The sequence below is a fragment of the Dyella tabacisoli genome (assembly GCF_003350925.1).
Taxonomy (GTDB): Bacteria; Pseudomonadota; Gammaproteobacteria; order Xanthomonadales; family Rhodanobacteraceae; genus Dyella_C; species Dyella_C tabacisoli.
Genome location: NZ_KZ857174.1, coordinates 1 through 23,470, shown reverse-complemented (window position 1 = coordinate 23,470; position 23,470 = coordinate 1). Strand labels below are relative to the sequence as shown.

General features: G+C 60.5%; 20 protein-coding genes. 2 read left to right on the top strand and 18 right to left on the bottom strand.

Annotated elements, in window-relative coordinates; translation table 11 throughout:
- Positions 1 to 45 precede the first annotated feature (45 nt).
- On the top strand, positions 46 to 1,809 hold the full coding sequence (locus DVJ77_RS04235) for a M1 family metallopeptidase (RefSeq protein ID WP_114844248.1): 1,764 nt from the start codon (positions 46 to 48) through the stop codon (positions 1,807 to 1,809).
- Between the two features lie 39 nt (positions 1,810 to 1,848).
- Here DVJ77_RS04235 and DVJ77_RS04230 read toward each other — a convergent pair whose 3' ends face one another.
- The 13 genes from DVJ77_RS04230 to DVJ77_RS04170 form a co-directional block, all read right to left on the bottom strand.
- Positions 1,849 to 2,457 (bottom strand): DUF4126 domain-containing protein, encoded by a 609-nt coding sequence (locus DVJ77_RS04230; RefSeq protein ID WP_114844247.1) that lies wholly within the window; start codon positions 2,455 to 2,457, stop codon positions 1,849 to 1,851.
- A gap of 270 nt (positions 2,458 to 2,727) precedes the next feature.
- On the bottom strand, positions 2,728 to 4,974 hold the full coding sequence (locus tag DVJ77_RS04225; RefSeq protein ID WP_114844246.1) for a carboxy terminal-processing peptidase: 2,247 nt from the start codon (positions 4,972 to 4,974) through the stop codon (positions 2,728 to 2,730).
- Positions 4,975 to 4,982: 8 nt separating this feature from the next.
- The gene (gene lipA, locus DVJ77_RS04220) at positions 4,983 to 5,993 is read right to left on the bottom strand and encodes a lipoyl synthase (protein WP_114844245.1); all 1,011 of its coding nucleotides are present in this window, start codon (positions 5,991 to 5,993) and stop codon (positions 4,983 to 4,985) included.
- 8 nt (positions 5,994 to 6,001) lie between these two features.
- The gene (gene lipB / locus DVJ77_RS04215; protein WP_225427862.1) at positions 6,002 to 6,673 is read right to left on the bottom strand and encodes a lipoyl(octanoyl) transferase LipB; all 672 of its coding nucleotides are present in this window, start codon (positions 6,671 to 6,673) and stop codon (positions 6,002 to 6,004) included.
- A gap of 140 nt (positions 6,674 to 6,813) precedes the next feature.
- On the bottom strand, positions 6,814 to 7,107 hold the full coding sequence (locus DVJ77_RS04210; RefSeq protein WP_114844244.1) for a DUF493 family protein: 294 nt from the start codon (positions 7,105 to 7,107) through the stop codon (positions 6,814 to 6,816).
- Positions 7,108 to 7,120: 13 nt separating this feature from the next.
- Positions 7,121 to 8,350: a D-alanyl-D-alanine carboxypeptidase family protein gene (locus DVJ77_RS04205; RefSeq protein WP_114844243.1), complete on the bottom strand. Its 1,230-nt coding sequence runs from the start codon at positions 8,348 to 8,350 to the stop codon at positions 7,121 to 7,123.
- Between the two features lie 116 nt (positions 8,351 to 8,466).
- Positions 8,467 to 9,441, bottom strand: a complete 975-nt coding sequence (locus DVJ77_RS04200; RefSeq protein ID WP_114844242.1) for a septal ring lytic transglycosylase RlpA family protein — start codon at positions 9,439 to 9,441, stop codon at positions 8,467 to 8,469.
- The gene (gene mltB, locus DVJ77_RS04195) at positions 9,438 to 10,439 is read right to left on the bottom strand and encodes a lytic murein transglycosylase B (protein ID WP_114844708.1); all 1,002 of its coding nucleotides are present in this window, start codon (positions 10,437 to 10,439) and stop codon (positions 9,438 to 9,440) included. Before mltB ends, DVJ77_RS04200 begins: the two co-directional genes overlap by 4 nt.
- 179 nt (positions 10,440 to 10,618) lie before the next feature.
- Positions 10,619 to 11,734, bottom strand: a complete 1,116-nt coding sequence (rodA, locus tag DVJ77_RS04190; protein WP_114844241.1) for a rod shape-determining protein RodA — start codon at positions 11,732 to 11,734, stop codon at positions 10,619 to 10,621.
- Positions 11,731 to 13,725 (bottom strand): penicillin-binding protein 2, encoded by a 1,995-nt coding sequence (gene mrdA / locus DVJ77_RS04185; protein ID WP_114844240.1) that lies wholly within the window; start codon positions 13,723 to 13,725, stop codon positions 11,731 to 11,733. The genes rodA and mrdA overlap by 4 nt, the downstream gene beginning before the upstream one ends.
- A gap of 9 nt (positions 13,726 to 13,734) precedes the next feature.
- A complete protein-coding gene (mreD, locus tag DVJ77_RS04180) occupies positions 13,735 to 14,220 on the bottom strand; it encodes a rod shape-determining protein MreD (RefSeq protein WP_114844239.1) in 486 nt (161 codons plus the stop codon).
- Positions 14,217 to 15,200 (bottom strand): rod shape-determining protein MreC, encoded by a 984-nt coding sequence (gene mreC, locus DVJ77_RS04175; protein ID WP_114844238.1) that lies wholly within the window; start codon positions 15,198 to 15,200, stop codon positions 14,217 to 14,219. Before mreC ends, mreD begins: the two co-directional genes overlap by 4 nt.
- A gap of 156 nt (positions 15,201 to 15,356) precedes the next feature.
- A complete protein-coding gene (locus tag DVJ77_RS04170; protein WP_114844237.1) occupies positions 15,357 to 16,409 on the bottom strand; it encodes a rod shape-determining protein in 1,053 nt (350 codons plus the stop codon).
- Between the two features lie 273 nt (positions 16,410 to 16,682).
- Here DVJ77_RS04170 and DVJ77_RS04165 point away from each other — a divergent pair, with 273 nt between their 5' ends.
- The gene (locus DVJ77_RS04165) at positions 16,683 to 17,618 is read left to right on the top strand and encodes a carbohydrate kinase family protein (RefSeq protein WP_114844236.1); all 936 of its coding nucleotides are present in this window, start codon (positions 16,683 to 16,685) and stop codon (positions 17,616 to 17,618) included.
- A gap of 88 nt (positions 17,619 to 17,706) precedes the next feature.
- On the opposite strand, the gene glpK is transcribed toward DVJ77_RS04165, so the two are convergent.
- The 5 genes from glpK to DVJ77_RS04140 form a co-directional block, all read right to left on the bottom strand.
- A complete protein-coding gene (gene glpK, locus DVJ77_RS04160; protein ID WP_114844235.1) occupies positions 17,707 to 19,206 on the bottom strand; it encodes a glycerol kinase GlpK in 1,500 nt (499 codons plus the stop codon).
- Positions 19,207 to 19,224: 18 nt separating this feature from the next.
- Positions 19,225 to 19,929: an MIP/aquaporin family protein gene (locus DVJ77_RS04155; protein ID WP_114844234.1), complete on the bottom strand. Its 705-nt coding sequence runs from the start codon at positions 19,927 to 19,929 to the stop codon at positions 19,225 to 19,227.
- A 176-nt stretch (positions 19,930 to 20,105) separates the two neighbouring features.
- Positions 20,106 to 21,593 (bottom strand): glycerol-3-phosphate dehydrogenase, encoded by a 1,488-nt coding sequence (gene glpD / locus DVJ77_RS04150; protein WP_114844233.1) that lies wholly within the window; start codon positions 21,591 to 21,593, stop codon positions 20,106 to 20,108.
- A 210-nt stretch (positions 21,594 to 21,803) separates the two neighbouring features.
- The gene (locus tag DVJ77_RS04145; RefSeq protein WP_162791359.1) at positions 21,804 to 22,586 is read right to left on the bottom strand and encodes a DeoR/GlpR family DNA-binding transcription regulator; all 783 of its coding nucleotides are present in this window, start codon (positions 22,584 to 22,586) and stop codon (positions 21,804 to 21,806) included.
- 64 nt (positions 22,587 to 22,650) lie between these two features.
- Positions 22,651 to 23,217 carry a TIGR00645 family protein gene (locus tag DVJ77_RS04140; RefSeq protein ID WP_114844231.1) on the bottom strand — a complete coding sequence of 189 codons (567 nt, stop codon included), beginning with the start codon at positions 23,215 to 23,217 and terminating at the stop codon, positions 22,651 to 22,653.
- Positions 23,218 to 23,470 lie beyond the last annotated feature (253 nt).

Here is a 23,470-nt window from a genome sequence, read left to right as displayed (position 1 = left end):
GCATTCGCTGCCATCCTGCGAAGCTTCGCCCAATAGCCACCGCCCATGACCCTGCGCCCTCGCCTGCTCACCCTCGCACTCGCCACCCTGCTCGGTACCAGCGCCACGTGGGCGGCTGACAAGCCTGCGACGCAGGCAGCCGCGCCGGCCCAGCCGCCGCTTAGCGAGCAAACGATACGCTCGGGTGGCGTGATGCCGGCCGAGCAGGCGCGTGTGCACTTCGACCATGCCGAACTGCGCATTGCCATCGATCCCACGCAGGAACGTATCGACGCTACGGCCACGCTGAGCTTTACCGCGCGCGCAGCCACCGACGTGTTATTGCTGGATCTAGATCACAACCTGCCGATCAGCGGCATCAGACTCAATGGCAAGCCATTGCCGGTCACGGCATGGAGTAACCCCGATGGCCGCTTGCGGATTCAACTACCCGCCATGCTGGCCGTGGGTGGCAAGGTGCAGGTCGAAGTGCGCTACGGCGGTAAGCCGCATACTGCGCACCGCGCCCCCTGGGACGGTGGCTTTGTATGGAGCAAGACGCCGGATGGTCAGCCCTGGGTGGCCAGCGCGGTCGAAGGTGAGGGCTGCGATCTGTTCTGGCCTTGCATCGATCAACCGCAAGGCAAACCAGATCTGGTCGATCTCTACGTAACCGTGCCCAAACCGCTGGCGGCGCCGGGTAATGGCGTGCTGATCGACATCAAGGACGAGGGCGATAAGCGCACCTATCACTGGCGCGCAAAACACCCCACCACCTACGCCATTTCGATCAATGTCGGCCCCTTCGAGTTGCTGCAGGCGAACTACAGCAGCCGCTACGGCAACACGATCCCGATGCAATTCTGGTATTTGCATGGTAACGAACAGCAGGCCAAAGCCTTGTTCGAGGAATTCCCGCGCATGCTGGATTTCTTCGAGCAGGAGATTGGCCCCTACCCGTTCGGCGATGAAAAAATGGGCGTGGTGGAAACACCGCACCTGGGCATGGAGCACCAGACCATCAATGCCTACGGCAACGGTTATGCCAAAGGACCCTATGGTTTCGATTGGCTGCTGCAACACGAATTTTCCCATGAGTGGTTCGGCAACCAAGTGACCAATGCCGACTGGGACGATATGTGGATACACGAGGGCTTTGGCACGTATATGCAGCCGCTCTACGGCCAATACCTCTATGGCGACATGCCTTACTTCTCGATGCTGCACGATGAGCGCACCAAGCTGAAAAATGCTTACCCGGTGGTAGCCGGCCGCAGTCAGTTTGAGCATGAGGTGTACGACGCCGAGCACGGCCCCGGCAACGACATTTACTACAAAGGCTCGTTGATGCTGCACACGCTGCGCGAGCTGATCGGCGATAAAGCGTTCTTCGAAAGCACGCGCCGACTGGTCTATGGCCGCCCCGACCCCAAGCCGGGCAACTTCACCCCACGCTATGCGAACACGCGCGACTACATCGATATCGTCAATCAGGTTACCGGCCGTGACCTGCACTGGTTCTTCGACGTCTATCTATACGAAGCGGCACTGCCCAAGCTCGACATGCAGCGCCAGGGCGACACGCTAACCCTACGTTGGCAGGTGCCGCACGACAAGCCGTTCCCGTTGCCGGTGGAGGTACAAGTCGGTGACACCGTGCGCACGCTGCCGATGGAGCATGGCGAAGGCCGCATCGATGTCCCTGCCGGCACGCTGGTGATTGTCGACCCGCGCTCGAAGCTGCTGCGCGAATTGCCGCATGTGCCGGAGTATCTGCGCTGGCTCCAGCAAAAAGCCGCCAAGTCGGCCAAGCCAGCCGCAGCCAAATAGTTTTGCGCCCTCTCCACCTGCGAAGAGGGCTAATCGGCGCTAGCCGGGCCCGGCTAGCGCCGACCTTACGCTTTGCAGGCGCCGCCACAATGCCCGCAAACCGCGCACGATCTTCGGCAACAACCAGATCAGCAGCAGTACGAAGAGCCCCAGCAACACCAACATCACCATGGGGTGTTGCCACATCAGATATAGCCCGCCAAGCAAAGAGATATCTTCGCCCGCGCTGGCCGTCCAGTTGCTAAAGGGCTCGGGCGACGTATTGATGAGTGCGCGTCCGCCGGTCTTGGCCAAGTGAGTGCCCGAGACCAGTGCCCCGCCCAATAACGCGGCAGCGAATTGAGCACCCGGCGCGGAGTCTTTGAACACCCCCCAAGCCAGCAAGGTACCGGCGGGAATGCGAATAAAGGTGTGGATCGCGTCCCACACGCTATCGAAACCGGGAATCTTGTCGGCAAGAAACTCACCCAGCATCAACACCCCGGATACACCGAGTACCCAAGCGTGCGTAAGCATCTCCAGGCCCGCCGGCAGATGCACGAAACCCAGTCGCCCCAGCAGGCCGGCGATGAATACCGTGGCGTATAAACGGATACCGCTGGCCCAGGCTAAGCCGCCAGCAAGTGCGACGTTCGGCAACATGTCCATAGCGGCACTCTCGTTGAGGGGCTGGCCTCTTATGTACGCGCCGTGCCGCTACAAGTCCACAGGCAGGATCTGCCCCCCTTTTGGGACAGGTAGGGGGAGGAGAAAAAACATCTGCCGAGATTCGACGCTAATCAGGTTGTTCGCAGGGGCACAGCAACGCGCCCGGCAGGCAAGATCGAGACCTTGACGGTAAACATAAAATAAAAAAGCGGCGCCGTAGCGCCGCTTTTCAGTAACCAGAAACTACAGACTCAACAAAAACTACAGGACTCAGTGCGTTGTCGGACCCGGCTGGGTCGTTGCCGTTGCTGCCGTCGCCGATTGCGAGAACTTGCCGCCATATGGCAACACCTCGGCGGCCAGCTTCGGGTCGGCCTTGATAAGGCCAACCGCGTCGAACATCACATGCGCGGCTTCTTGTACCTGCGGATCCTTAGCCTTCTTGGCGTCTTTCTCTTGCTGGATCTGCGCCTTCAGGCTGCGCTCGTTCGGGTTGAGGCCGTCGTCGAGGCTGTCTTGATTCTCGTCGGCAAGTGCACTGCTACCGTCGAGTGCTTTGTGGCGGGCGCGGAAATCAGCCTGCAGCGCGTCCATCTGCTTGCGCTCGGCTTCGCGCTGGGCAAAGTTCAGCGAGATCGAGGTTTTGTCGCGCATTTTGCGGTACTGCGCCAGCTCGTCGAGCATCAGTTTCCACGCCGGCGACTTCGCTGTACGTGCATCGTGGCTGCTCTGCAATTGCGGCAGATAAGCCTTCAGGTCGGCGACCGGCTTGTAACTGGCAGCCGCGATCTGCGTCCACGGCAACGCGTTGTCGTAGGTGGATTCGCCGAAATCTTTCTCGTCGCCATTTTTCGGAAACTGGATATCCGGGGTCACGCCTTTGAGCTGGGTGGAGCCGCCGTTGATGCGGAAAAACTCGGCGATGGTCATCTTCAGCTCGCCGAACTGCGGCTTTTCGTTGCTGCCGTTAGTGAAACGATCCAGATCGACCAGGTTTTGCACCGTGCCCTTACCAAAAGACGGCTGACCGATAATCAGGCCACGGCCCCAGTCTTGAATCGCCGCGGCGAAAATTTCCGACGCCGAAGCGGAGCCTCGGTTAATCAGCACAGCCAGCGGACCGCTCCAGGTCATGCCGGGGGTGTCGTCGCCTTGCACATCGACCTGACCGCGCGCGTCACGCACCTGCACAACCGGCCCCTTGTCAATGAACAAGCCGGTGAGCGAGTTGGCTTCGACCAGGGAGCCGCCGCCGTCATTGCGCAGATCCACCACGACGCCTTCCACACCGGCGACCTTCAGCTCTTCGAGTAGCTTGGCGACATCGCGGGTAGCGCTTCTGAAGTTTTTATCGCCTTCGCGACGCGCGCCGAAGTCGGAATAGAAGGCCGGCAACTCGATCACGCCGATCTTGCGGCTGACGTTGCCGTCCTTGATTTCGACAATACGCTTTTTGGCGGCCTGCTCTTCGATGCTCACCTTCTGGCGCACCATCGAAATCACCTCGTGCTTGCCATCCACACCCGCGTCGGCGGGCAAGACTTCCAAGCGTACGGTGGTGTCTTTCTTGCCGCGGATTTTCTTGACCACGTCATCGACGCGCCAGCCGATCACATCGATCATCGCGCCATCGGCGCCCTGACCGATCGCCACGATGCGATCGCCCACATGGATTTTGCCGGACTTGGCGGCCGGGCCGGCCGGTACGACTTCGCGCACGACGATGTATTCATCGCGCTGCTGCAGCACGGCGCCGATACCTTCCAGCGACAGCTTCATCGAGATATCGAAGTTCTCCGCGGCGCGCGGGCCGAGGTAATCGGTGTGCGGGTCGGTGGACTCGGCATACGAGTTCATGAAGGTCTGGAAGGCATCTTCGCTATCGAGCTGTTTCACCCGCTCGATATAACCGGCATAGCGCTTGTCCAGCGTCTTGCGGATGTCATCGTCGTTCTTGCCGGCGAGCTTCAGGCGCAGCCAATCGTTCTTGGTGCGCTTGCGCCACAAATCATCGAGCTCGGCGGCATCCTTGGGCCAATCGGCTTTTTTGCGATCGTAGACATAGCTTTCGTCGGTCGAAAAATCGAAGCCCTGCTTGAGCAGGCCACGAGCAAACGTCATGCGCTCGACCGCGCGCTGAACGTAGAGATTGAATACGGAGAACGGACCGGATAGATCTTTGTTCCAGATCGCGTTATCGAACTGCGTTTTCAGCGGCTCGAACTTAGCCATATCGACCTGGGTGAAGAACACCTTTTCGGCATCCAGCCCGTCGAAATAAGCCTTGTAGATTTTGGCCGACATCGCGTCGTCCAACGGCTGCGAGTCGTAGTGGAAGCGAGTCAGGAAGCGCGCCGATAACTGCGAGGCCTGTAGCTGGTTGGCGGATGGCTTCAACGGCAGGGTCGAGGCCTTGCGCGGCGCTTCATCGCCCGTCCCGGCATCGGCCGGCGATTGCGCGTACGCGCCGGCCATGGTGAGGGCGAGCAACAGGGCTAGCGTGGGACGGAGTTTCATGAGGCCTCTCAAGCTTGCTCAGTGACACCGGCTGCATGGGCTTGCAGATCGGCGTGGTAGGAGGAACGAACCAGCGGACCGGAGGCGACATGGTTAAAGCCCATGGCCTCGCCTGCCTCGCGCAGCGCGTCGAATTCTTCCGGCGTCCAATAGCGCACGACCGGGTGATGGTGCGGCGTGGGCTGCAGGTACTGGCCGATGGTAATCATGTCGACGTCATGGGCGCGTAAATCGCGCATGGTCTCAAGCACTTGCTCCATGGTCTCGCCCAGGCCCAGCATGATGCCGGACTTGGTCGGTACGTCCGGGTGCTGCGCCTTGAAGCGCTTCAAGAGATCCAGCGACCATTGGTAATCCGCACCGGGACGTACTTCGCGATACAGGTGCGGCACGGTTTCCAGGTTGTGATTGAACACATCCGGCGGGAAATCCTTGAGGACTTCCAAAGCGCGCTCCATACGGCCTTTACCACGGAAATCGGGGGTGAGAATCTCGATCTTGATGTTTGGGCTGGCATGACGCACCGCACGGATGCACGAAGCGAAATGCTCGGCGCCGCCGTCGCGCAGGTCATCGCGGTCGACCGAGGTAATCACCACATAGCGCAGGCGCATGTCGTGGATGGTCTCGGCCAGTCGCGCCGGCTCCAGCGCATCGGGCGGTGCGGGACGGCCATGGGCCACGTCGCAGAACGAGCAACGGCGAGTACATACCTCACCGAGGATCATGAACGTGGCGGTGCCCTTGCTGAAACACTCGTGAATGTTCGGGCACGAGGCCTCTTCGCACACCGTCACCAGCGCGTTCTCGCGCAGGCGCGCCTTCAACTGTTGCACGGCGTTGCCTTGCGGCAGGCGGACGCGGATCCAGCTAGGCTTGCGCAAGGTGGGTACGGCGGTGTCGAACCCGGCCCGGTTCAATGCAATTTTGTCGTTGCCGAGCTGTTTTTCGACAGCGGGCGTACCGGCAACGACGCTAATTGGAATGACCTTGGACGGAGATGCGGAGGTATCGCTCATGGACAAGCCTAGACCGCTGCGTGAGCGGGGAGTTCAGGGAGGACGGGAATCTCGGGTGCGGCCGACGTGGCATCAAAACCGAACTGGCGGCAAAACTCGGCCACGAGCACGTCTTCGACGTCCGCCAACTGCGACGGGCCACCCAAGTCTAACACCTGGGTGACCGCCAAACCCTTGTAACCGCAGGGATTGATGCGGTGATACGGCTCCAGGTCCATGTTCACGTTGAAGGCCAGGCCATGGAAGCTGCAACCACGCCGCACACGTAAGCCCAACGCACCCACTTTGGCGCCGCCGACATAGACACCGGGTGCGCCTTGCAGCCGCTCGGCACCGATATTCCAGTGCTCCAGGGTGTCGATCAGCACCTGCTCGATACGGTTGACCAGCTCGCGCACGCCCAGGCCGGCGCGGCGCAAGTCGATCAGCGGGTAAGCGACGATCTGGCCGGGGCCGTGATAGGTCACCTGGCCGCCGCGATCGACCGGCACGACCGGAATGTCGCCCGGCATCAGCACGTGCTCCATCTTGCCGGCCTGCCCCAGGGTGAACACCGGATCGTGCTCAAGCAGCCACAGCTCATCAGCGGTGTCTGCTTGGCGGCGATTGGTGAAATCGCTCATCGCTTTCCACGTCACCTCATAAGGCTGGCGGCCGAGGCGGCGAACTTTCAGAGGCAGGGAATGGATGGGCGAAAGTGAGGAATCGGGGGTCACGAGACCATCGTAGCGTTAGGCATGAACCTGCACCATTGGGGTGGCCGGAGGGCGTCGCAAGTGCGCAACGCCCGGCTTTTGACTATTTCCGACCAGGCCCGGCCTTACATCGTGTAGCGAATATCAGGATCGGCGCGCAATGCGACGTGCGCCGCGTCGTATTCCTCGCGGGTTTCGCAGTGGAAGCTCACCGTCACGGAGACAAAGTTGCCTTCTTTCGAGTGGCGGTGCTTCACCGTTTCGTGCAGCACTCGCACACCGATGCCGGTAAGGATCTTCGGCACCAGAACGGTGAGTTCCGCGCTGGCATTGCCCATCGCGGTAATTTCGAATTCGCCGGGAAACTGAAACCCCTGGCCTTCCTGCTTCTGCGCCTCGATAGAGTCAAGATCACGCATCACAACGTCTCCGTTACTTCGTTTCAGGCTTCTTGTCGCTATGGAACCACAGCATGATGCTGTCCCACAGGCGCGAGAAGAAACCACCCTGCGGCGCTTCGACCTGGGCGATCAGCGGCACGTTCTGCACCGGTTGACCGTTCAGCGTGATGCGCAGCGTACCGACCTGCTGGCCCTTGGTGAACGGCGCGATCAACGTCGCCGGAATGTCCATGGTCGCCTTGAGCTTGTCGTATTCACCGCGCTTGACCGTGACCAGTACGTCGTCGGCGACGCCAAGCGGCAACTGGTTGTCTTTGCCCTTCCATAGACGCGGCGTCGCCAGCGGCTTGCTGGCGTCGTACAGCTTGTGCGTCTCGTAGAAACGGAAACCGTAGTTCATCAGCGCCAGCGCGGCATCGGCGCGCGACTTCTCGCTGGTGGCACCCATCACGATCGCGATCATGCGGGAATCGCCCTGCTTGGCCGAAGCCGCCAGGCAGTAGCCGGCGGCAGCGGTGTGGCCGGTCTTGATACCGTCGACGGTCTGGTCGCGCCACAGCAACAGATTGCGATTGTGCTGCTTGATGCCGTTCCACTCGAAATCCTTGACCGCGGAAATCGCATAGTCCTCGGGGAAATCGTGGATCAGCGCACGCGACAGAATCGCGATATCGCGCGCCGTGGTGTAGTGGTTGGCGATCGGATAGCCGGACGCGTTCTGGAAGTTCGAATTGACCATGCCGAGCTGCTTGGCATAGGCGTTCATCAAGTTCGCAAAAGCCGGCTCGGAGCCCGCGGTGTGCTCGGCCAGCGCAATGGCGGCATCGTTGCCGGACTGGATAATCATGCCGAACAGCAGGTCTTTCAGCGGCACCTGGCTGTTGAGCTTGAGAAAGCTGGTGGAGCCATCGGTACCCGCACCACCGCCGCGCCAGGCGTTTTCGCTGATGGTGATCGGATCGGCCATATGGATTTTGCCGTTGGCGACCTCGGCAGAGACGACATAGTCGGTCATCACCTTGGTGATCGAGGCAGGCTCAAGCCGCACGTCAGGATCTTTCGAGGCGAGGATCTGGCCAGTGGCGTAATCCATCAACACCCAGCTTTTGCCATCCACATCCGGCGGCGGCGGCACCGGCGCCTCGGGCACCACCGGACGCGGCACCGCCACGGGCTTCGGCGGGGTCTGCTGGGCAAAGGCGACACCGGCGACCAAAGCGGCGACGGCGAATGAGGACAGGGTACGGCGGAGTAAGCTCATCGTTCGGTTCAATCCAATTCTTGTATGGCCGACACCCGATGCGCGGCCATGAAAATAGGCGAAATCTCGGCAAGTCATCCATGGCTTGCGGGAGATAGCGCGAGTTCAGCAGTGCATTAGTCTACCGCGACCTGTGGCCGCGGCAGTCCCATGCCCTCGATTTGCGTGGTTACTTGATCGGCTCGATCGACGTCACTAAGCGGCCCAACGCGCACGCGGCGGACACTGCGCCCGTTAATCTGAGCATCGACCACCTGTACCGGAGCAAACTTGGCATCGCGGAGCTGCTGGGCCACGCGTTCGGCGTTTGCATTGTCGGTAAAGGCGCCCACCTGCAGATAAATACCCGGAGCCACGCTGATGCCGGGGCCTGGCACGGCCGCCACGCTTGCCGCAGCCGCCGGCAGCGGCGGGGGTAATGGAGATGGCAATGGCGCCGTTGGCGGCACCGGGTCTTGCAAGAGCTGACCGGGGGTAATCGCGCGCACCTCGACCAGACCGGTGCCTTTGGGCCAGATACCGATCTTCACGGCCGCGGCGTAGGACAGGTCGATCAGGCGGTTTTCGTGGAATGGACCACGGTCGTTGATACGCACGGTGACACTCTTGCCGTTCTCCAGATTGGTTACGCGCGCATAGCTGGGCAGCGGCAATGTCTTATGTGCGGCGGAGAACTGGTACATGTCGTAGTCCTCCAGGCTGGAGGTCTTATAGCCGTGAAACTTGTTGCCATAGAACGAGGCGATACCACGCTCCACATAGCCATTCGCGTTGGGTAGCACCCGATAGCTCTGGCCAAGCACGGAATACGGCGATTTGTTGCCATACAAGGCGCGCGGCTCGACTTTTGGTGTCGGTTCGACCAGCTTGCTCAAGTCAGGCGGCGGCCCACCGGGCACGCTGTCGCTGTTGTCGCGGTAACGGCTGCTTTGCGATCTGCTGACATCGTCGTTGACACCGCCACGGCTGGTGCCCGAGCTACTGCCCCGCCATACACTACCGCCACTCTTGCCGGGCCGCGGCTTACTGCCACTGCAACCGGCAAGCAGGAGTAAGGCAAGCAGCAGCGGCAGTACGCAGCGCCATTTCATTGCTCTGCGTCCGCCCTGCGGACACCGCTGGCGATGGCTTGTGCCAATTGGTGCACGGCCAACGCGTACAGCGGGCTACGGTTGTAGCGCGTGATGACATAGAAATTCTGGAAAGTTATCCAATACTCCGAGCCGTCCTCGCCCTCTAGCGACTGCAGGCTGCTGGGCAAGCCCGGATCGAGAGGCTGCATGGGCGCGTAGCCCCATGCCTGGAGCTGTTCCACCGACCATTGCGGCTGAGAATCCTTGACCGTGATCGGCTTGGCCAGGTGATCCGGCTGCGCCCGCACGGCCACCGGGCCGCCGCTGACCCAACCGTTCTTGATGAAGTAATTAGCGACGCTGGCCAGGATGTCCGGCAGCGAGTTCAGCATGTCGATATGGCCATCGCCGTCTTCATCCACACCGAAATCACGGATGCTCGATGGCATGAACTGGCCCCAGCCCTGCGCGCCGGCATAGGAGCCGGTAAGCGTGTTCAGCGGCCCGGCCAGGTGGTTATCCGGCAGGCTCAGCAACACCTTGAGCTGATCGCGAAAAAAGGCCGCTCGCGGCGGGTAATACAAGCCCAGGGTGACCAGCGCATCGAGCACTTTGTACTTGCCCGGCATGCGGCCATAGGAGGTTTCCACGCCGATGATCGCCACCAGGTATTCCGGCGCCACCCCATACTGTTGCCCGATACGCTCGATCAGCGATCGATGGGCGCGATAAAACGCCACGCCATCGTCAATCCGCTTGTCGTTGAAAAAGATCGGGCGGTAGTCCTTCCACGCCTTGCCTTCGGCCGGCCGGCTGATCGCATCGAGAATGCTTTGCTGTTTCTTCGCGTGATCCAGCAAAGCATTCAGGGCGTCGGGGTCTTTACCGGTTTCCTGCGCCACCTCGCTTACTAACTGCGCCTGTCCCGGATGGCTTTGGGCCTGTACAGGTGACCACGCGACACTGAGCAGCAGGCCCAGCGTGACCAGCAAAGGTGAACTGCGCAGCGCGGACATCAAGGTCTTGGAATACTTCACTTCCAGCGGCTTCCATAGCAAGGGACGGGCGTCATCGAAAGCCTAGCATGCGAGTCCGGGCCATCTGCGGCGGCATGCTGACGAGCGATGCGCCATGTTCATGCGTATCTGGCTTATTCATGCCTGACCTATTCGTGCCTGATCTATTCGTGCCTGCTCTATTCATGCATTTTGCGGTTGGCATGGATCGACATCAACACGCCAAAGCCGGTCAGCAACGATACCGCCGAGGTGCCGCCATAACTGACCAGCGGCATCGGTACGCCGACAACCGGCAGCATGCCGGCGATCATGCCGCCGTTGACGAACACGTAAACGAAAAAGCTCATACCGATCGCGCCGGCCAACAGGCGCGAATAGGTATCGCGCGCATCCATGGCGATCCATAGGCAGCGGCCGATGATGAAGGCATAGAGCAGCATGATGCCGATCACGCCGGCCAGGCCGAATTCTTCGGAGAACACCGCAAAAATAAAATCGGTGGTGTGCTCAGGCAAAAAATCCAGGCGCGACTGCGTGCCGTGTTGCCAGCCTTTGCCGAAGGTGCCGCCGGAGCCCACGGCGATTTGCGATTGGATGATATGCCAGCCGTTGCCGAGCGGATCGGATTCGGGATCGAGCAAAGTACGCACGCGATTGCGTTGATATTCGTGCAGAAAATGCCAGGCGATGGGAATCATGCCGCCGACGGCACCGAGTAAAGCGCCGATCTTCCACCATCGCATGCCCGACAAAAACAGCGCGAATGCGCCAGCGGCGGCCACCAGCAGCGCCGTGCCAAGGTCGGGCTGTTCGGCGATCAAGCCGGCCGGAATCGCGATCAGCACACCGACCACGATGATGTCTTTCCAGCTCGGCGGTAGCTGGCGCGGATGCAGATACCAGGCCACCATCATCGGCATGGTCAACTTCAGCAATTCCGATGGCTGAAAGCGCATCACCCCCAAATCGAGCCAGCGATAGGCCCCGCGCCCCTCGCCCAGCAGCGCCACGACGACCAGCAGCGCGGTGCTTCCCGCATAAAGCCACGGCGACCAGTTGCGCAATACCGGCGGCGGGATGCGCGAAATAATCAGCATCAAGATGGCGCCGAGAACAAAACGCCCGGCCTGACCGCCGACCAGGGCGAGATGGCTGTCGCCGGCGCTGTAAAGCGTAAGCAAGCCGACTATCGCGAGCATGAACAGCCCGCCCGCCAACGGCAGATCGATCCGCGGCCGGGTCAGTACGCGCTTGAAAACGCGCTGCATGCGAGCGTATTGGGTGTCGATCATGGATTTGCCCCGCTCGAAGACGGTATCGCCGGGATATCGTCGCCGCCCGATTCCATGGGTGGCTCGATCGATGGCTCGATCACTTCCGACGGATCAGGAGCCGGGCTCGCCGGTGCAGCGGAAGGCGGTGGACCCACCGGTAATGTTCCGCCTTGCTGAACGACCCAGGCATTGAGAATCTTGCGCACGATCGGACCGGCATCCTGGGCGCCCCATGCACCGGATTCCAGCACCGCAGCTACCGCAATCTTTGGATCTTCCGCTGGGGTATAGGCCACGAACCAGGCACGATGGCGGCTGGCCAGATAGGCATTGTTGCGGCGCTCGTCATACGCATTGGTCGTGCGCGAGTAGCGCTCGGCAGTGCCGCTCTTGCCGGCGATCACATAGGGAAACCCCACGCCCACGGTCTTGCCGGTGCCCCCCGTCATCACCGCGATCATGCCTTGATTGACTGCCGCCCAATCACCCGGCTTTTGGATTAGCGAAGGTCCAGTAGGCGGATTGGCCAAGGGTGCCGGCCGGCTGTCCACGCCACCCTGGGTCGCCATCACCAATCGCGGTGCATATGGCGTACCGTGTCCGGCAAAAGTCGCATAGGCATGGGACAACTGCATCGGCGTCACCGCCCAATAGCCTTGTCCAATACCAGAAATCACCGTCTCACCAGGGAACCATGGCTGTTTGTAGCGCCCAGCCTTCCATTCGCGCGAAGGCAGCACGCCGGAAGCTTCGCCGATCAGATCAACGCCGGTTGGACGGCCAAACGAAAATTTGCCCATGAAAGTACTGAGCCGGTCGATACCTAGATCCAGTGCCAGCTTGTAGAAATAGGTATTGGTCGACAACTGGATTGCACGCACCATATTCACCGTACCGTTGCCGCCACGCTCGTCGTCGCGGTAGCAGCGCGATTGCCCCGGTATGCAGAATTCACCGGTGGACAGCACCGTGTCCTCTGGTCGTCGCACACCGTATTCCAGACCGCCAAGGGCCAGCAATGGCTTGACGGTGGAACCCGGCGGATACACCCCGCGCAAGGCGCGGTTGTATAGCGGCTTGTCTTCGGCGGTAGTCAGCATGGTGTAGTCGGTATGACTGATACCGTTGACAAACAGATTCGGATCAAAGCTCGGCACACTGACCATCGCCAGCACCTGACCGTTACGCGGATCGATTGCCACCGCCGCACCCGGACGGTTGTCGAATGCCTCTTCGGCGGCTTTTTGCACGCGTATATCGATGCTCAGGTACAGATTTTTGCCGGGTACCGGGGGATGCGTCTCCAGCACGCGTTGGGTCCGCCCATCGGCATTGACCTCCACCAGTTCGTAGCCCGGCGTACCGTGCAGCATGTCTTCGTATGAGCGCTCCAAGCCACTGCGACCGACATGACTGGTGCCCTTGTAGCGCACCGGATCGAGCCGCTCCAGATCATCGGCATCGAGCCGCCCGACATAGCCCACGACATGGGCGAAATGCGTACCGTACGGATAGCGCCGGGTCAGGTAGGGCACCACGTCAACGCCTGGAAAGCGCCAGCGATTCACCGCGAAACGATCGATCTCGTCCTCGGTAAGGCGCATTTTCAGCGGCACGCTTTCGAAACGACGACTCTGTTTGAGCTGTTTCTTGAAAGCCTCGACGTCATCGCTGCCGATCGGCACGACGGCGCCAATCTCCGCCAGCAGTGCAGGCATATCAGACACTTGCTCGGGGATGACCTCAAGCCGAAACGCCGGCACGTTATCCGCCAGCAGCACACCGCTGCGGTCGTAGATCAATCCACGCGCTGGCGGAATCGCTCGGGGCTTGACGCGATTGTTTTCCGAACGCACAACAAATTCATCGTGATGCAGTACCTGCAAATAGACGAATCGCGTGACCAGGGCGACCAACCCAAACAAAATCAATGCAAAGCCGACCAGCGCGCGCCGCCGGAACAGCGCGCTTTCGCCCCGGGAATCCTTGATCGATCGTCGCTTGAGCATGGTTGTCGGCTACTGGATGCGAAACCGCATACGCAGATCGTCGAGCAGCAGGAACAAGAACGGCCATAACGCCGCGCCTACAAAGGGTGAAATCCACCAGCTTGCAGGTGGCAACGCTTCGCCGGCAAAGGTCCGCACGATCAGTAGCAAGACGCGGTCATTCAACAGCAAGATCAGCACCGCCAGTGTCTGCTGCCACATCGGAAAAAAGCGCAGCCGCGAACGGAATCGCAACACGATGAACACCAGCGCGCAAAGACGCAAAGCCTGCTCGCCCAGCAACACCCCGTCGAGCAGATCCGCGCACAGGCCCACCATAAAGGCCACGCCCAAGGTGATGCGGTCGCCCGACTCGATCGACCAGTACAGCAGCACTAGCGCCGGCCAATACGGTTTGAATGACTGCAATACGCTAGGCAGCGGCACCAGCATCGACAACAGGCCAAAGGCCAGCGTGCCGCTGACCCACATCAGGCTCAATCGCTGCCGATTCATGGCTGCACCGCCGGCGCATTCGTGGATGGGTTCGCTACAGGCGGGCTGACCGGTGGCGGCGCACTTGAACTACCCGGCGCAGGCGCCAGGCCGGCCGGCGGCCCTGCGGGTGTCGACGGTATCGGCGGCCCGACCGGCTCGGCCTGATCGTGCAGCAACAAGACGTCCTCGCTGCGATCGATATCAGCGGTTGGACGTGCGCGTGCCTCAAGGAACATGCCTGACGCGGACTGTCCGACCGAACGAATCTCGCCCACCGGAAAACCCGATGGAAAACGCCCGCCAAGCCCAGAAGTAAGCAGCTTGTCGCCGGCCTTCACATCGGCAGCCATCGGCACATTCGGCAAGCTCAACTGGTCGCCCTCGCGCGATCCGTAAGCCACGGTGCGCAAACCGGTGCGCTCGATCACCACCGGCACCGCGTGATTCGGATCGGTCACCAGCATGACCACGGCCGTAGTCGGCAGCACGTCGACGATCTGACCGATGACACCATGCGCATCGATAACTACCTGCCCCTGCTTGACGCCATCGCGATCGCCGCGATTGAGCACCAGGCGATGGCGTGAAGTGCCCATGTCTACACCGATGACACGCGCCAACTGCACATTGAGCTCCAGGCTGCGCTGGGTATCGAGCAAGCCCTTCAGACGCTGGTTTTGTTCGGCCACCGCGGCCATGCGATTGAGCTTGGCATTGGCAAGCAGCAGATCCTCGCGCAGGCGCTGGTTCTGCTCGGTCAACGATTTACGATCGGAAAAGGCCACGCTGAGCGTGCGCATGCCGGCGGACGGCAGGCCCGCAAGGCGGTATATCGGCTCCACCACGATGGCTGCGTTATAGCGCAGCCGCCACAGCCAGCCGTTGCGATGGTCGAGCACCATCAACACCATCGCCAACGCGAGATAGAAGATCAGCCGCAGCGTACCCGCCACGGAGCCGGCGAACAGGGGCGAATTTTCCTCGCGCGCAAGCGCCATGAAGCAAGCCTTTCAACAGAACGAGCGCGCCGCGCCCATCGAATACCTCAGCGGCGAGCCGCGCGACACCATGTGAATGCGCTCTTTAAGGGGAGATGCAGTGGGTGCCGAATCCCCCGTCGCCGAGCTAGCAAGAATGATGGGCGAGCGCGGCCCTTAGCCTGATTCAGAAGCGAAGAAGTCGCCGCCGTGCAGGTCGATCAGCTCCAACGCCTTGCCGCCGCCACGTGCCACACAGGTCAGCGGCTCGTCCGCTACCTGCACGTGCAAGCCGGTTTCTTCGGAAATCAGGCGATCCAGGTCGCGCAGCAAGGCACCGCCACCGGTCAGCACGATGCCACGCTCGGCAACGTCGGAGCACAGCTCAGGCGGCGTCTGCTCCAGCGCTGCGCGAACCGCCGCAACGATGCCCGAGAGCGGCTCGTGCAGCGCCTCCAGCACTTCATTGGAGTTGATGGTGAACATGCGCGGCACACCCTCGGCCAGATTGCGGCCGGAGATTTCGATTTCGCGCACATCGGTTTGCGGGAATGCGCAACCGACTTCCATCTTGATGCGCTCGGCAGTGGATTCGCCGATCAAGGTGCCGTGATTGCGGCGCACATAATTGATGATCGCCTCGTCGAAACGGTCGCCGCCGATACGTACCGACTGCGAGTACACGATGCCGTTCAACGAGATCACCGCCACTTCGGAGGTGCCGCCGCCGATATCCAAAACCATCGAGCCGCGCGCCTCGTGAACCGGGATGCCGGCGCCGATCGCGGCGGCCATGGGCTCTTCGATCAGATACACATCGCGGGCGCCGGCGCCTTCGGCCGACTCTTTGATCGCGCGGCGCTCGACCTGGGTCGAGCCGCAGGGCACGCAAACCAGCACGCGCGGACTCGGCCGCAAGAAGCGCGAGCGATGCACTTGCTTGATGAAATGCTGCAGCATGGCCTCGGTCATCGAGAAGTTGGCGATCACGCCATCCTTCATCGGGCGCACCGTGGCGATATTGCCCGGCGTGCGTCCGAGCATGCGCTTGGCGTCGGTACCGACAGCAGCCACCGCGCGCGGACCGCCCGGGCCGCGATCCTGACGGATCGCCACCACGGAGGGCTCGTTAAGAACGATACCCTGCCCACGTACATAAATCAGCGTATTGGCCGTGCCAAGATCGATGGAAATGTCATTGGAAAAGTACCCACGAAACTTCTTGAACATTGAGTCCGCCGTGCATCGGCTTGGTTAAAAAGTAAGCGGATCAGTCTAGTCAGGCCAGCCCGTGCACGCAAGAATATTCTCGTTAAGAAAGCCTTGTACTACACGGTGATATACGCGTTTCTTCCCTGCCGATGCAAAGTTCACGTCACCTGAACAGTCGTCACCAACCACTTATAACGGTAAGATCAGCAGCTTTGGCCGAGATCGTTGATTCGGCCTTGGTCCAGCCGCCTGCGCGCTGCCTGTTCATTTGCCTGGGGACACCCACAAACCATGTCTGCCGTTATCTGCGGTTCGCTCGCCTACGACACCATCATGGTGTTCCAAGACCAGTTCAAGAATCACATCCTGCCCGATCAGGTGCATATCCTGAACGTGTCCTTCCTGGTTCCGCGGATGCGCCGTGAATTCGGTGGCTGCGCCGGCAATATCGCCTATAACTTGAGGCTGCTGGGCGCCGATCCGCTGCCGGTAGCCGCGGTAGGCCAAGACTTTGCGCCCTATCGGCAGCATCTGCAGGAATGCGGTATCCGCATGGATTACGTGCGTGTGTACGACGAGCAGTTCACCCCGCAGTGCTTCATCACGACCGACCTGGACAACAACCAGATCACCGCATTCCATCCCGGAGCGATGTCCAGCGCCCACGAAAACCACGTGCGCGACATCCCGGAGATCACCTTCGGCATCGTCGCACCCGATAGCCGTGACGCCATGCTGCAGCACGTGAACGAGTTCGCCGCACGCGGCGTGCCCTTCATTTTCGACCCGGGCCAGGCCATGCCGCTGTTCAGCGGTGACGAATTCCGCACGATGATCGAGAAATCGACCTACGTGATCGTCAACGACTATGAGTCTCAGCTACTGCAATCGCGCACCGAATGGAGCGCCGAGCAGATCGCCGAACGCGTCAAAGCCTATATCGTGACCCAAGGCCCCCGCGGCTCGATCATCTACACCGATGGCAAGACACTGCAGATTCCTGCGGCCCGCGAACGCCAGGTGGTCGATCCCACCGGTTGCGGCGACGCTTATCGCGCCGGCCTGATCCTGGGCATCATGCAGGGCAAAGAGTGGGCGACCGTCGGCCGCATGGCCTCGCTGATGGGCGCCTTGAAAGTCGAGCATCCGGGCACGCAAAACCAGCGTTTCACTTACGAGCAGTTCGCTGCCGAGTTCAAAGAACAGTTCGGCTACGCGCTGGACTGAGATTCGCGTTTATCCCCAGCCCCTTGAGAGTGGCTGGGGATGGCCCGCTTGTAGCGGACCATCCAAAGGTGAGCCATTCACCTGCTGATTAGGCGATCTTGAAGCCCATTGTCGCCTGCACAGCCTGCTGCCAGCCCGCGTACAGTGCTTCGCGAGTCGCCTCCGGCATGGCGGGCACGAAGCGTCGATCGACCGCCCACTGCCGCGAAATCTCGTCCCGGCTCGCCCAGAACCCGGTCGCCAGACCGGCCAGATAAGCCGCACCCAATGCGGTGGTTTCCGGCACCTGAGGGCGCAACACCGGCACATTCAGAATGTCGCTTTGGAACTGCGCCATGAAATCGTTGGCAATGGCGCCGCCATCGGCACGCAACTCCTTCAGCGGCAACCCCGCATCGGCCTCCATCGCCGCGAGTACGTCGCGGGTCTGGTAGGCCATGGACTCCAGCGCCGCGCGCACGAAATGCTCCTTGGTGGTTCCACGCGTGAGCCCGAAGACCGCCCCGCGCACATCGCTGCGCCAATAGGGTGCCCCCAGACCAACGAAAGCCGGCACGATATAGACGCCCTCGCTCGAACCGGCGCGCTCGGCGTAAGACTGAGAGTCACTGGCCTTGCCCAACATGCGCAAGCCATCGCGCAGCCATTGAATCACCGAACCGGCGACGAAGATGCTGCCCTCCAGGGCGTATTCGACTTTTCCGTCCAGGCCCCAGGCAATCGTAGTGAGCAGGCCATTCTTGGAATGGACGGCTTTCTCGCCCGTATTCATCAGCATGAAACAGCCTGTGCCATAGGTGTTCTTGGCCATGCCCGGCTCGAAACAGGCCTGGCCGAACAACGCCGCCTGCTGGTCACCGGCCACGCCGGCAATGGGCACCTCTTGACCAAAGAAATACTGCGGCAGCGTGTATCCGTAAACCTCACTGGATGAGCGCACCTCAGGCAACATCGCCGCCGGCACATCCAGCATTTTCAGCAGCTCGTCATCCCAGCGCTGCGCATGGATGTCGTACATCAGCGTGCGCGAAGCGTTGGTATAGTCGGTGATGTGCGCCTTGCCGCCGGTGAGATTCCAGATCAGCCAGGTATCGATGGTGCCGAACAGCAATTCACCGCGCCTGGCGCGCTCACGCGCACCTTCCACGTGATCGAGTATCCATTTCACCTTGGTGCCGGAAAAATAGGCATCGATCAGCAAGCCGGTTTTTTCGCGCACCATCGGCTCATAGCCGTCGGCCTTCAACTGATCGCAGATCTCGCGGGTCTGCCGCGACTGCCACACAATGGCGTTGTAGATCGGCTGGCCAGTGCTCTTGTCCCACACCACCGTCGTTTCGCGTTGATTGGTAATGCCGATGCCTGCAATCGCTTCGGCGTCGACTTGAGCATTGTTCATCACCTCGGTGACCGTGGTCAGCACGCTGGTGAGAATCTCGCGTGGATTGTGTTCGACCCAACCCGGCTGCGGAAATATCTGGCCGAACTCGCGTTGCGCCATACCGGCGATGCGCCCTTCGCGATCGAACAATATCGCCCTGGAACTGGTCGTGCCCTGATCGATGGCAAGAATGTATTGCTTATCCATGGAACATAGTCTCCTGCGTCAGCCATATACGGCGCGGTAGATAAAGGCACCAAGCAAGGCACCGACCACGGGCCCGACAATTGGAATCGCTGCGTAGCTCCAGTCTGAGTGCCCCTTGCCCGGAATCGGCAGCAACGCGTGTGCAATCCGCGGTCCTAAATCGCGCGCCGGATTGATGGCGTAGCCGGTGGGGCCGCCCAGCGACAAACCGATCGAGGTCACCAACAAGGCCACGGCAAACGGACCGAAACCGGCCACCATCGTGTTTGTACCAATGACCAGCACCCCAAACACCAGCATGAACGTGCCGATGACTTCCGCAATAAAATTGGATGGCGTCGAACGCACTGCCGGACTGGTGCAGAACACGCCGAGCTTGATCCCGGCATCTTCCGTACCGCGCCAATGCGGGAAGTAATGCAGATACACCAGCACCGCACCGCAGAACGCGCCCAGCATCTGCGCCAGGATGTAGCCCGGCACCAGGGCCCAACTGAACTTGCCGATCGCAGCCAGCGCAATAGTCAGCGCAGGGTTCATATGCGCACCGCTGGAGCTGGCCACATAGATGCCCATAAGTACGGCCAAACCCCAGGCCACAGTAATGACCAACCAGCCGGCGTCTTTCGATTTCGAACCTTTCAACAAAACGCCGGCGACAACGCCGTCGCCCAGCAAAATCAGCACCATGGTGCCGAGAAATTCACTCAGATATACCGACATGCCCGCTTTCTCCATCAATGCTGCATCGTTGGCCGGCTACATGGCCGCGCTTCTTGACCTCTCCGGCGGCTTCATCGGCCGCCGGACTCCCCTCACCACCGATCACTTTGCGCCCGGCAATGCGATGCGGACGTCTCCGGCAGCTCTTTGGCTACTCGAAGCATCCTCGATGGCTCTTACTTGTTCGCAGACAGGTAAGCCTGTAAGCGCGAAACGCCCGACGGATCGATCCGCAAGCCAAGTTTGGTACGCCGCCAAAGCACGTCTTCGGCGGTAGTCGCCCATTCACGCCTGCGTAGATAGTCCACTTCGATGCCATACAAGCCAGCACCGAAATGCTCGCCCAGGCCATCGAGATCGCCTGTATCGCCCAGTACTTCGGCGGTGCGGGTGCCGTAGGTATGAATCCATCGCCATGCCAGGTCACTCGGCAACCACGGCTGGCTTACCTGCAACTGCATCAGCAATTTAGGCAAATCGCCATCGTCGCCACCCGGCAACGGGTGCCCTTTGCCGGTCCAGTCCGGCTGATGGACGCCGAGCAGCGGCGCAAGTCGATCAACCGCCTCCTCGGCGAGTTTGCGATACGTGGTGAGTTTGCCGCCGAATACATTGAGCAGCGGCGCGCCGTGTTCATCCAGTTCGAGCAGGTAGTCACGAGTGACTTCGGATGCGTTGCCGTGTTCATCGTCCAGCAGTGGCCGTACACCGCTGTAACTCCAGGCCACATCGGCGGGCGCGATAGTGCGCTTGAAGTAGCGATTGGCCGCTTCGCACAGATACACGGTCTCGTCGGCGGCAATATGCGGCTTGGCCGGATCGGCGTGGTATTCCACATCGGTGGTGCCGATCAAGGTGAAGTCCCGCTCATAGGGAATAGCGAAGACGATCCGTCGATCCGGCTGCTGAAAAATGTAGGCATACGAGTGATCGAACAGTCGGGGAACCACGATATGGCTGCCTTTGACCAACCGCAGCGAATGATCGTGACCGATCTGTGCGACCTCATCGAGAAAGCTCACCGCCCAAGGCCCGGTCGCATTGACCAGGGCACGGGCATGCACTTCGATCTGCGAGCCGTCCTGCATCTGCAACTGGACTTGCCAGCCATCGGCGACGCGCAACGCATGCTGGCAACGTGTATGCGTCAGGATGCGCGCACCGCGCTGAGCGGCGTCCATCGCATTGAGTACCACCAGTCGCGCATCTTGCACCCAGGCATCGGAATAGACGAAGCCGGTGTTGAACTCCTCGCGTAAAGGCCTGCCCACCGCGTGTTGGCGGAACTTGATCCGGCGCGAACCCGGCAAGGTGCGCCGCCCGCGGCCAAGATGATCGTATAAAAACAGGCCCAGCCGGATCATCCAGGCCGGACGTAAATGCGGCTGATGCGGCAGGACAAAACGCAGTGGCCAGATGATATGCGGGGCGGCGCGTAGCAGTACTTCGCGCTCTGCCAGCGCCTTGCCGACCAGGGCGAATTCAAACTGCTCCAAATAACGCAGGCCGCCATGGATCAGCTTGGTGCTGGCACTGGAGGTGTGTGCCGCCAGGTCGTCCTGCTCGCACAACCACACCGATAGCCCCCGCCCCACCGCATCACGTGCGATACCGGCACCGTTGATGCCGCCTCCGACCACCAGTAGATCGATCCGCTCTGTCATTACCCGCTCCGGCGCGCAGACGTCGAATGCCAGGAGCAAGTGGCTACAGCTTCGTCCATGGCGCTAGAAGGTACTTGTGCTTGGTTTCATCCGTGTTGCGAAAGTGCGCACATGTGAAAATCAGTTCACTAATATCAACATTAATTGCGTGATATCGATCATATAAGAATAATTTCGAACATCACACGCTGCGTTGCAACGAAGCTCCATCTAACGCTCTGCGGCAACATAGACATGGGTGCCTGCCTCAGCCAGCACATCGCGTAATTCCCTGGACGGTTGACGATCTGTGAACCAGGCATTCACCCGCGAAATCGGCCCGAGTCTGACCAGTGCATTGCGACCGAGCTTGCTATGGTCCGCGGCCAGATAGACCTGCCGCGAATGCTCGATGATGGCCTGACTGACGCGTACTTCCTGATAGTCGAAATCCAGCAGGGTGCCGTCCATATCGATACCCGAGATGCCAATAATGCCGAAGTCCACCTTGAACTGACGAATCAGTTCGATCGTCGCCTCACCGGTCACCCCGTGATCGCGGCCACGCACGACACCCCCGGCGACGATGACTTCGAAGGACGGGTTATCGCTCATCATGATCGCGACGTTGAGATTATTGGTAATCACACGCAGTCCGGTGTGTCCCATCAGTGCTCGCGCGACATCCTCATTGGTGGTGCCCAGATTGATGAATAGCGAGGCCTGATCGGGAATATGCTCGGCCAGCAAACCGGCGATCCGCTGCTTCTCGACCTGCTGCAGACCTTGCCGCGCGGCATAGGCCAGGTTCTCCACACTGGAAGGCAAGCTGACGCCGCCGTGATAGCGGCGTAACAAACCTGCATCGCAAAGCATCCCCAAGTCGCGCCGGATAGTCTGTGGCGTGACCTCAAAGTGCCCTGCCAGAGATTCGACCGTCAGAAAGCCTTCTCGTCGCACCCAAGCAACAAGCTCCTCCTGTCGGCGATTGAGTGTCAAACCCGTCATCATCATTCCCACCCGGCAAGTACGCGCCGATGATGATGGCTACAGCCCCCCGCTGTCATGTGATGACATATCAGTGCGCGTCAGCGTGCCGTGGCGACGGTTGGGTCAACTTATCGATATAGGCCAGCGCGACGGCCGAGACCACAAAGGTCAAATGCAGCAGAATCTGCCACATGATGGTCTGGCTACCCAAGGTATCCGCCTTGATGAAGGTGGCCAACAAATGGATCGACGAAATGCCGATGATGGCCATTGCCAGCTTCACCTTCAGCACCGTCGCATTGACATGCGATAGCCACTCCGGCTGATCTGGATGTCCATCCAGGTTCAGGCGCGATACGAATGTCTCGTAACCGCCAACGATCACCATCACCAGCAGATTGGAGATCATCACTACATCTATCAGCCCGAGTACCGTCAGCATGATGGTGGTTTCGGCGCTCTCGCCTCCCGATGCGGCATCGATGCCGTTGTGAAATAACGTGGTCACCAGCAAATGCCACAACTCGCGCACAAATTGCACCACGTAAATTCCCTGCGCCACGATCAGCCCCAGATACAACGGGAGCTGCAGCCAGCGCGAAGAAAAAATCAGGTACGAAAGTGGGCTTAGGCGGCTCGTTACTGGAGTCGTCATAGGGATAAGTCTTGGGAGGGGCTGCAGATTTTAGCAGCGAACGCAATATTTTACGCTGAATGCACACAAAAAAACGCCTCCCTGAAGGAGAGGCGTTGTGTCTAAAGCGTGGGGCGGTGACCTGTTGCGGGCTGCGCAAGCGCGAAAGCCTAAAAAAGAACAACCCCCGTAACGTGAGTTACGGGGGTTGGGATAAAGCCCCTGGCGGTGACCTACTCTTGCATGGAATAAACCACACTACCATCGGCGCAGC

Excerpts from the sequence above, each read along its gene's own strand:
- DVJ77_RS04235 (WP_114844248.1), top strand. The coding sequence starts at position 46 with ATGACCCTGCGCCCTCGCCTGCTCACCCTCGCACTCGCCACCCTGCTC.
- DVJ77_RS04230 (WP_114844247.1), bottom strand. The coding sequence starts at position 2,457 with ATGGACATGTTGCCGAACGTCGCACTTGCTGGCGGCTTAGCCTGGGCC.
- DVJ77_RS04225 (WP_114844246.1), bottom strand. The coding sequence starts at position 4,974 with ATGAAACTCCGTCCCACGCTAGCCCTGTTGCTCGCCCTCACCATGGCC.
- lipA (WP_114844245.1), bottom strand. The coding sequence starts at position 5,993 with ATGAGCGATACCTCCGCATCTCCGTCCAAGGTCATTCCAATTAGCGTC.
- DVJ77_RS04210 (WP_114844244.1), bottom strand. The coding sequence starts at position 7,107 with ATGCGTGATCTTGACTCTATCGAGGCGCAGAAGCAGGAAGGCCAGGGG.
- DVJ77_RS04205 (WP_114844243.1), bottom strand. The coding sequence starts at position 8,350 with ATGAGCTTACTCCGCCGTACCCTGTCCTCATTCGCCGTCGCCGCTTTG.
- DVJ77_RS04200 (WP_114844242.1), bottom strand. The coding sequence starts at position 9,441 with ATGAAATGGCGCTGCGTACTGCCGCTGCTGCTTGCCTTACTCCTGCTT.
- mltB (WP_114844708.1), bottom strand. The coding sequence starts at position 10,439 with ATGTCCGCGCTGCGCAGTTCACCTTTGCTGGTCACGCTGGGCCTGCTG.
- rodA (WP_114844241.1), bottom strand. The coding sequence starts at position 11,734 with ATGATCGACACCCAATACGCTCGCATGCAGCGCGTTTTCAAGCGCGTA.
- mrdA (WP_114844240.1), bottom strand. The coding sequence starts at position 13,725 with ATGCTCAAGCGACGATCGATCAAGGATTCCCGGGGCGAAAGCGCGCTG.
- mreD (WP_114844239.1), bottom strand. The coding sequence starts at position 14,220 with ATGAATCGGCAGCGATTGAGCCTGATGTGGGTCAGCGGCACGCTGGCC.
- mreC (WP_114844238.1), bottom strand. The coding sequence starts at position 15,200 with ATGGCGCTTGCGCGCGAGGAAAATTCGCCCCTGTTCGCCGGCTCCGTG.
- DVJ77_RS04170 (WP_114844237.1), bottom strand. The coding sequence starts at position 16,409 with ATGTTCAAGAAGTTTCGTGGGTACTTTTCCAATGACATTTCCATCGAT.
- DVJ77_RS04165 (WP_114844236.1), top strand. The coding sequence starts at position 16,683 with ATGTCTGCCGTTATCTGCGGTTCGCTCGCCTACGACACCATCATGGTG.
- glpK (WP_114844235.1), bottom strand. The coding sequence starts at position 19,206 with ATGGATAAGCAATACATTCTTGCCATCGATCAGGGCACGACCAGTTCC.
- DVJ77_RS04155 (WP_114844234.1), bottom strand. The coding sequence starts at position 19,929 with ATGTCGGTATATCTGAGTGAATTTCTCGGCACCATGGTGCTGATTTTG.
- glpD (WP_114844233.1), bottom strand. The coding sequence starts at position 21,593 with ATGACAGAGCGGATCGATCTACTGGTGGTCGGAGGCGGCATCAACGGT.
- DVJ77_RS04145 (WP_162791359.1), bottom strand. The coding sequence starts at position 22,586 with ATGATGATGACGGGTTTGACACTCAATCGCCGACAGGAGGAGCTTGTT.
- DVJ77_RS04140 (WP_114844231.1), bottom strand. The coding sequence starts at position 23,217 with ATGACGACTCCAGTAACGAGCCGCCTAAGCCCACTTTCGTACCTGATT.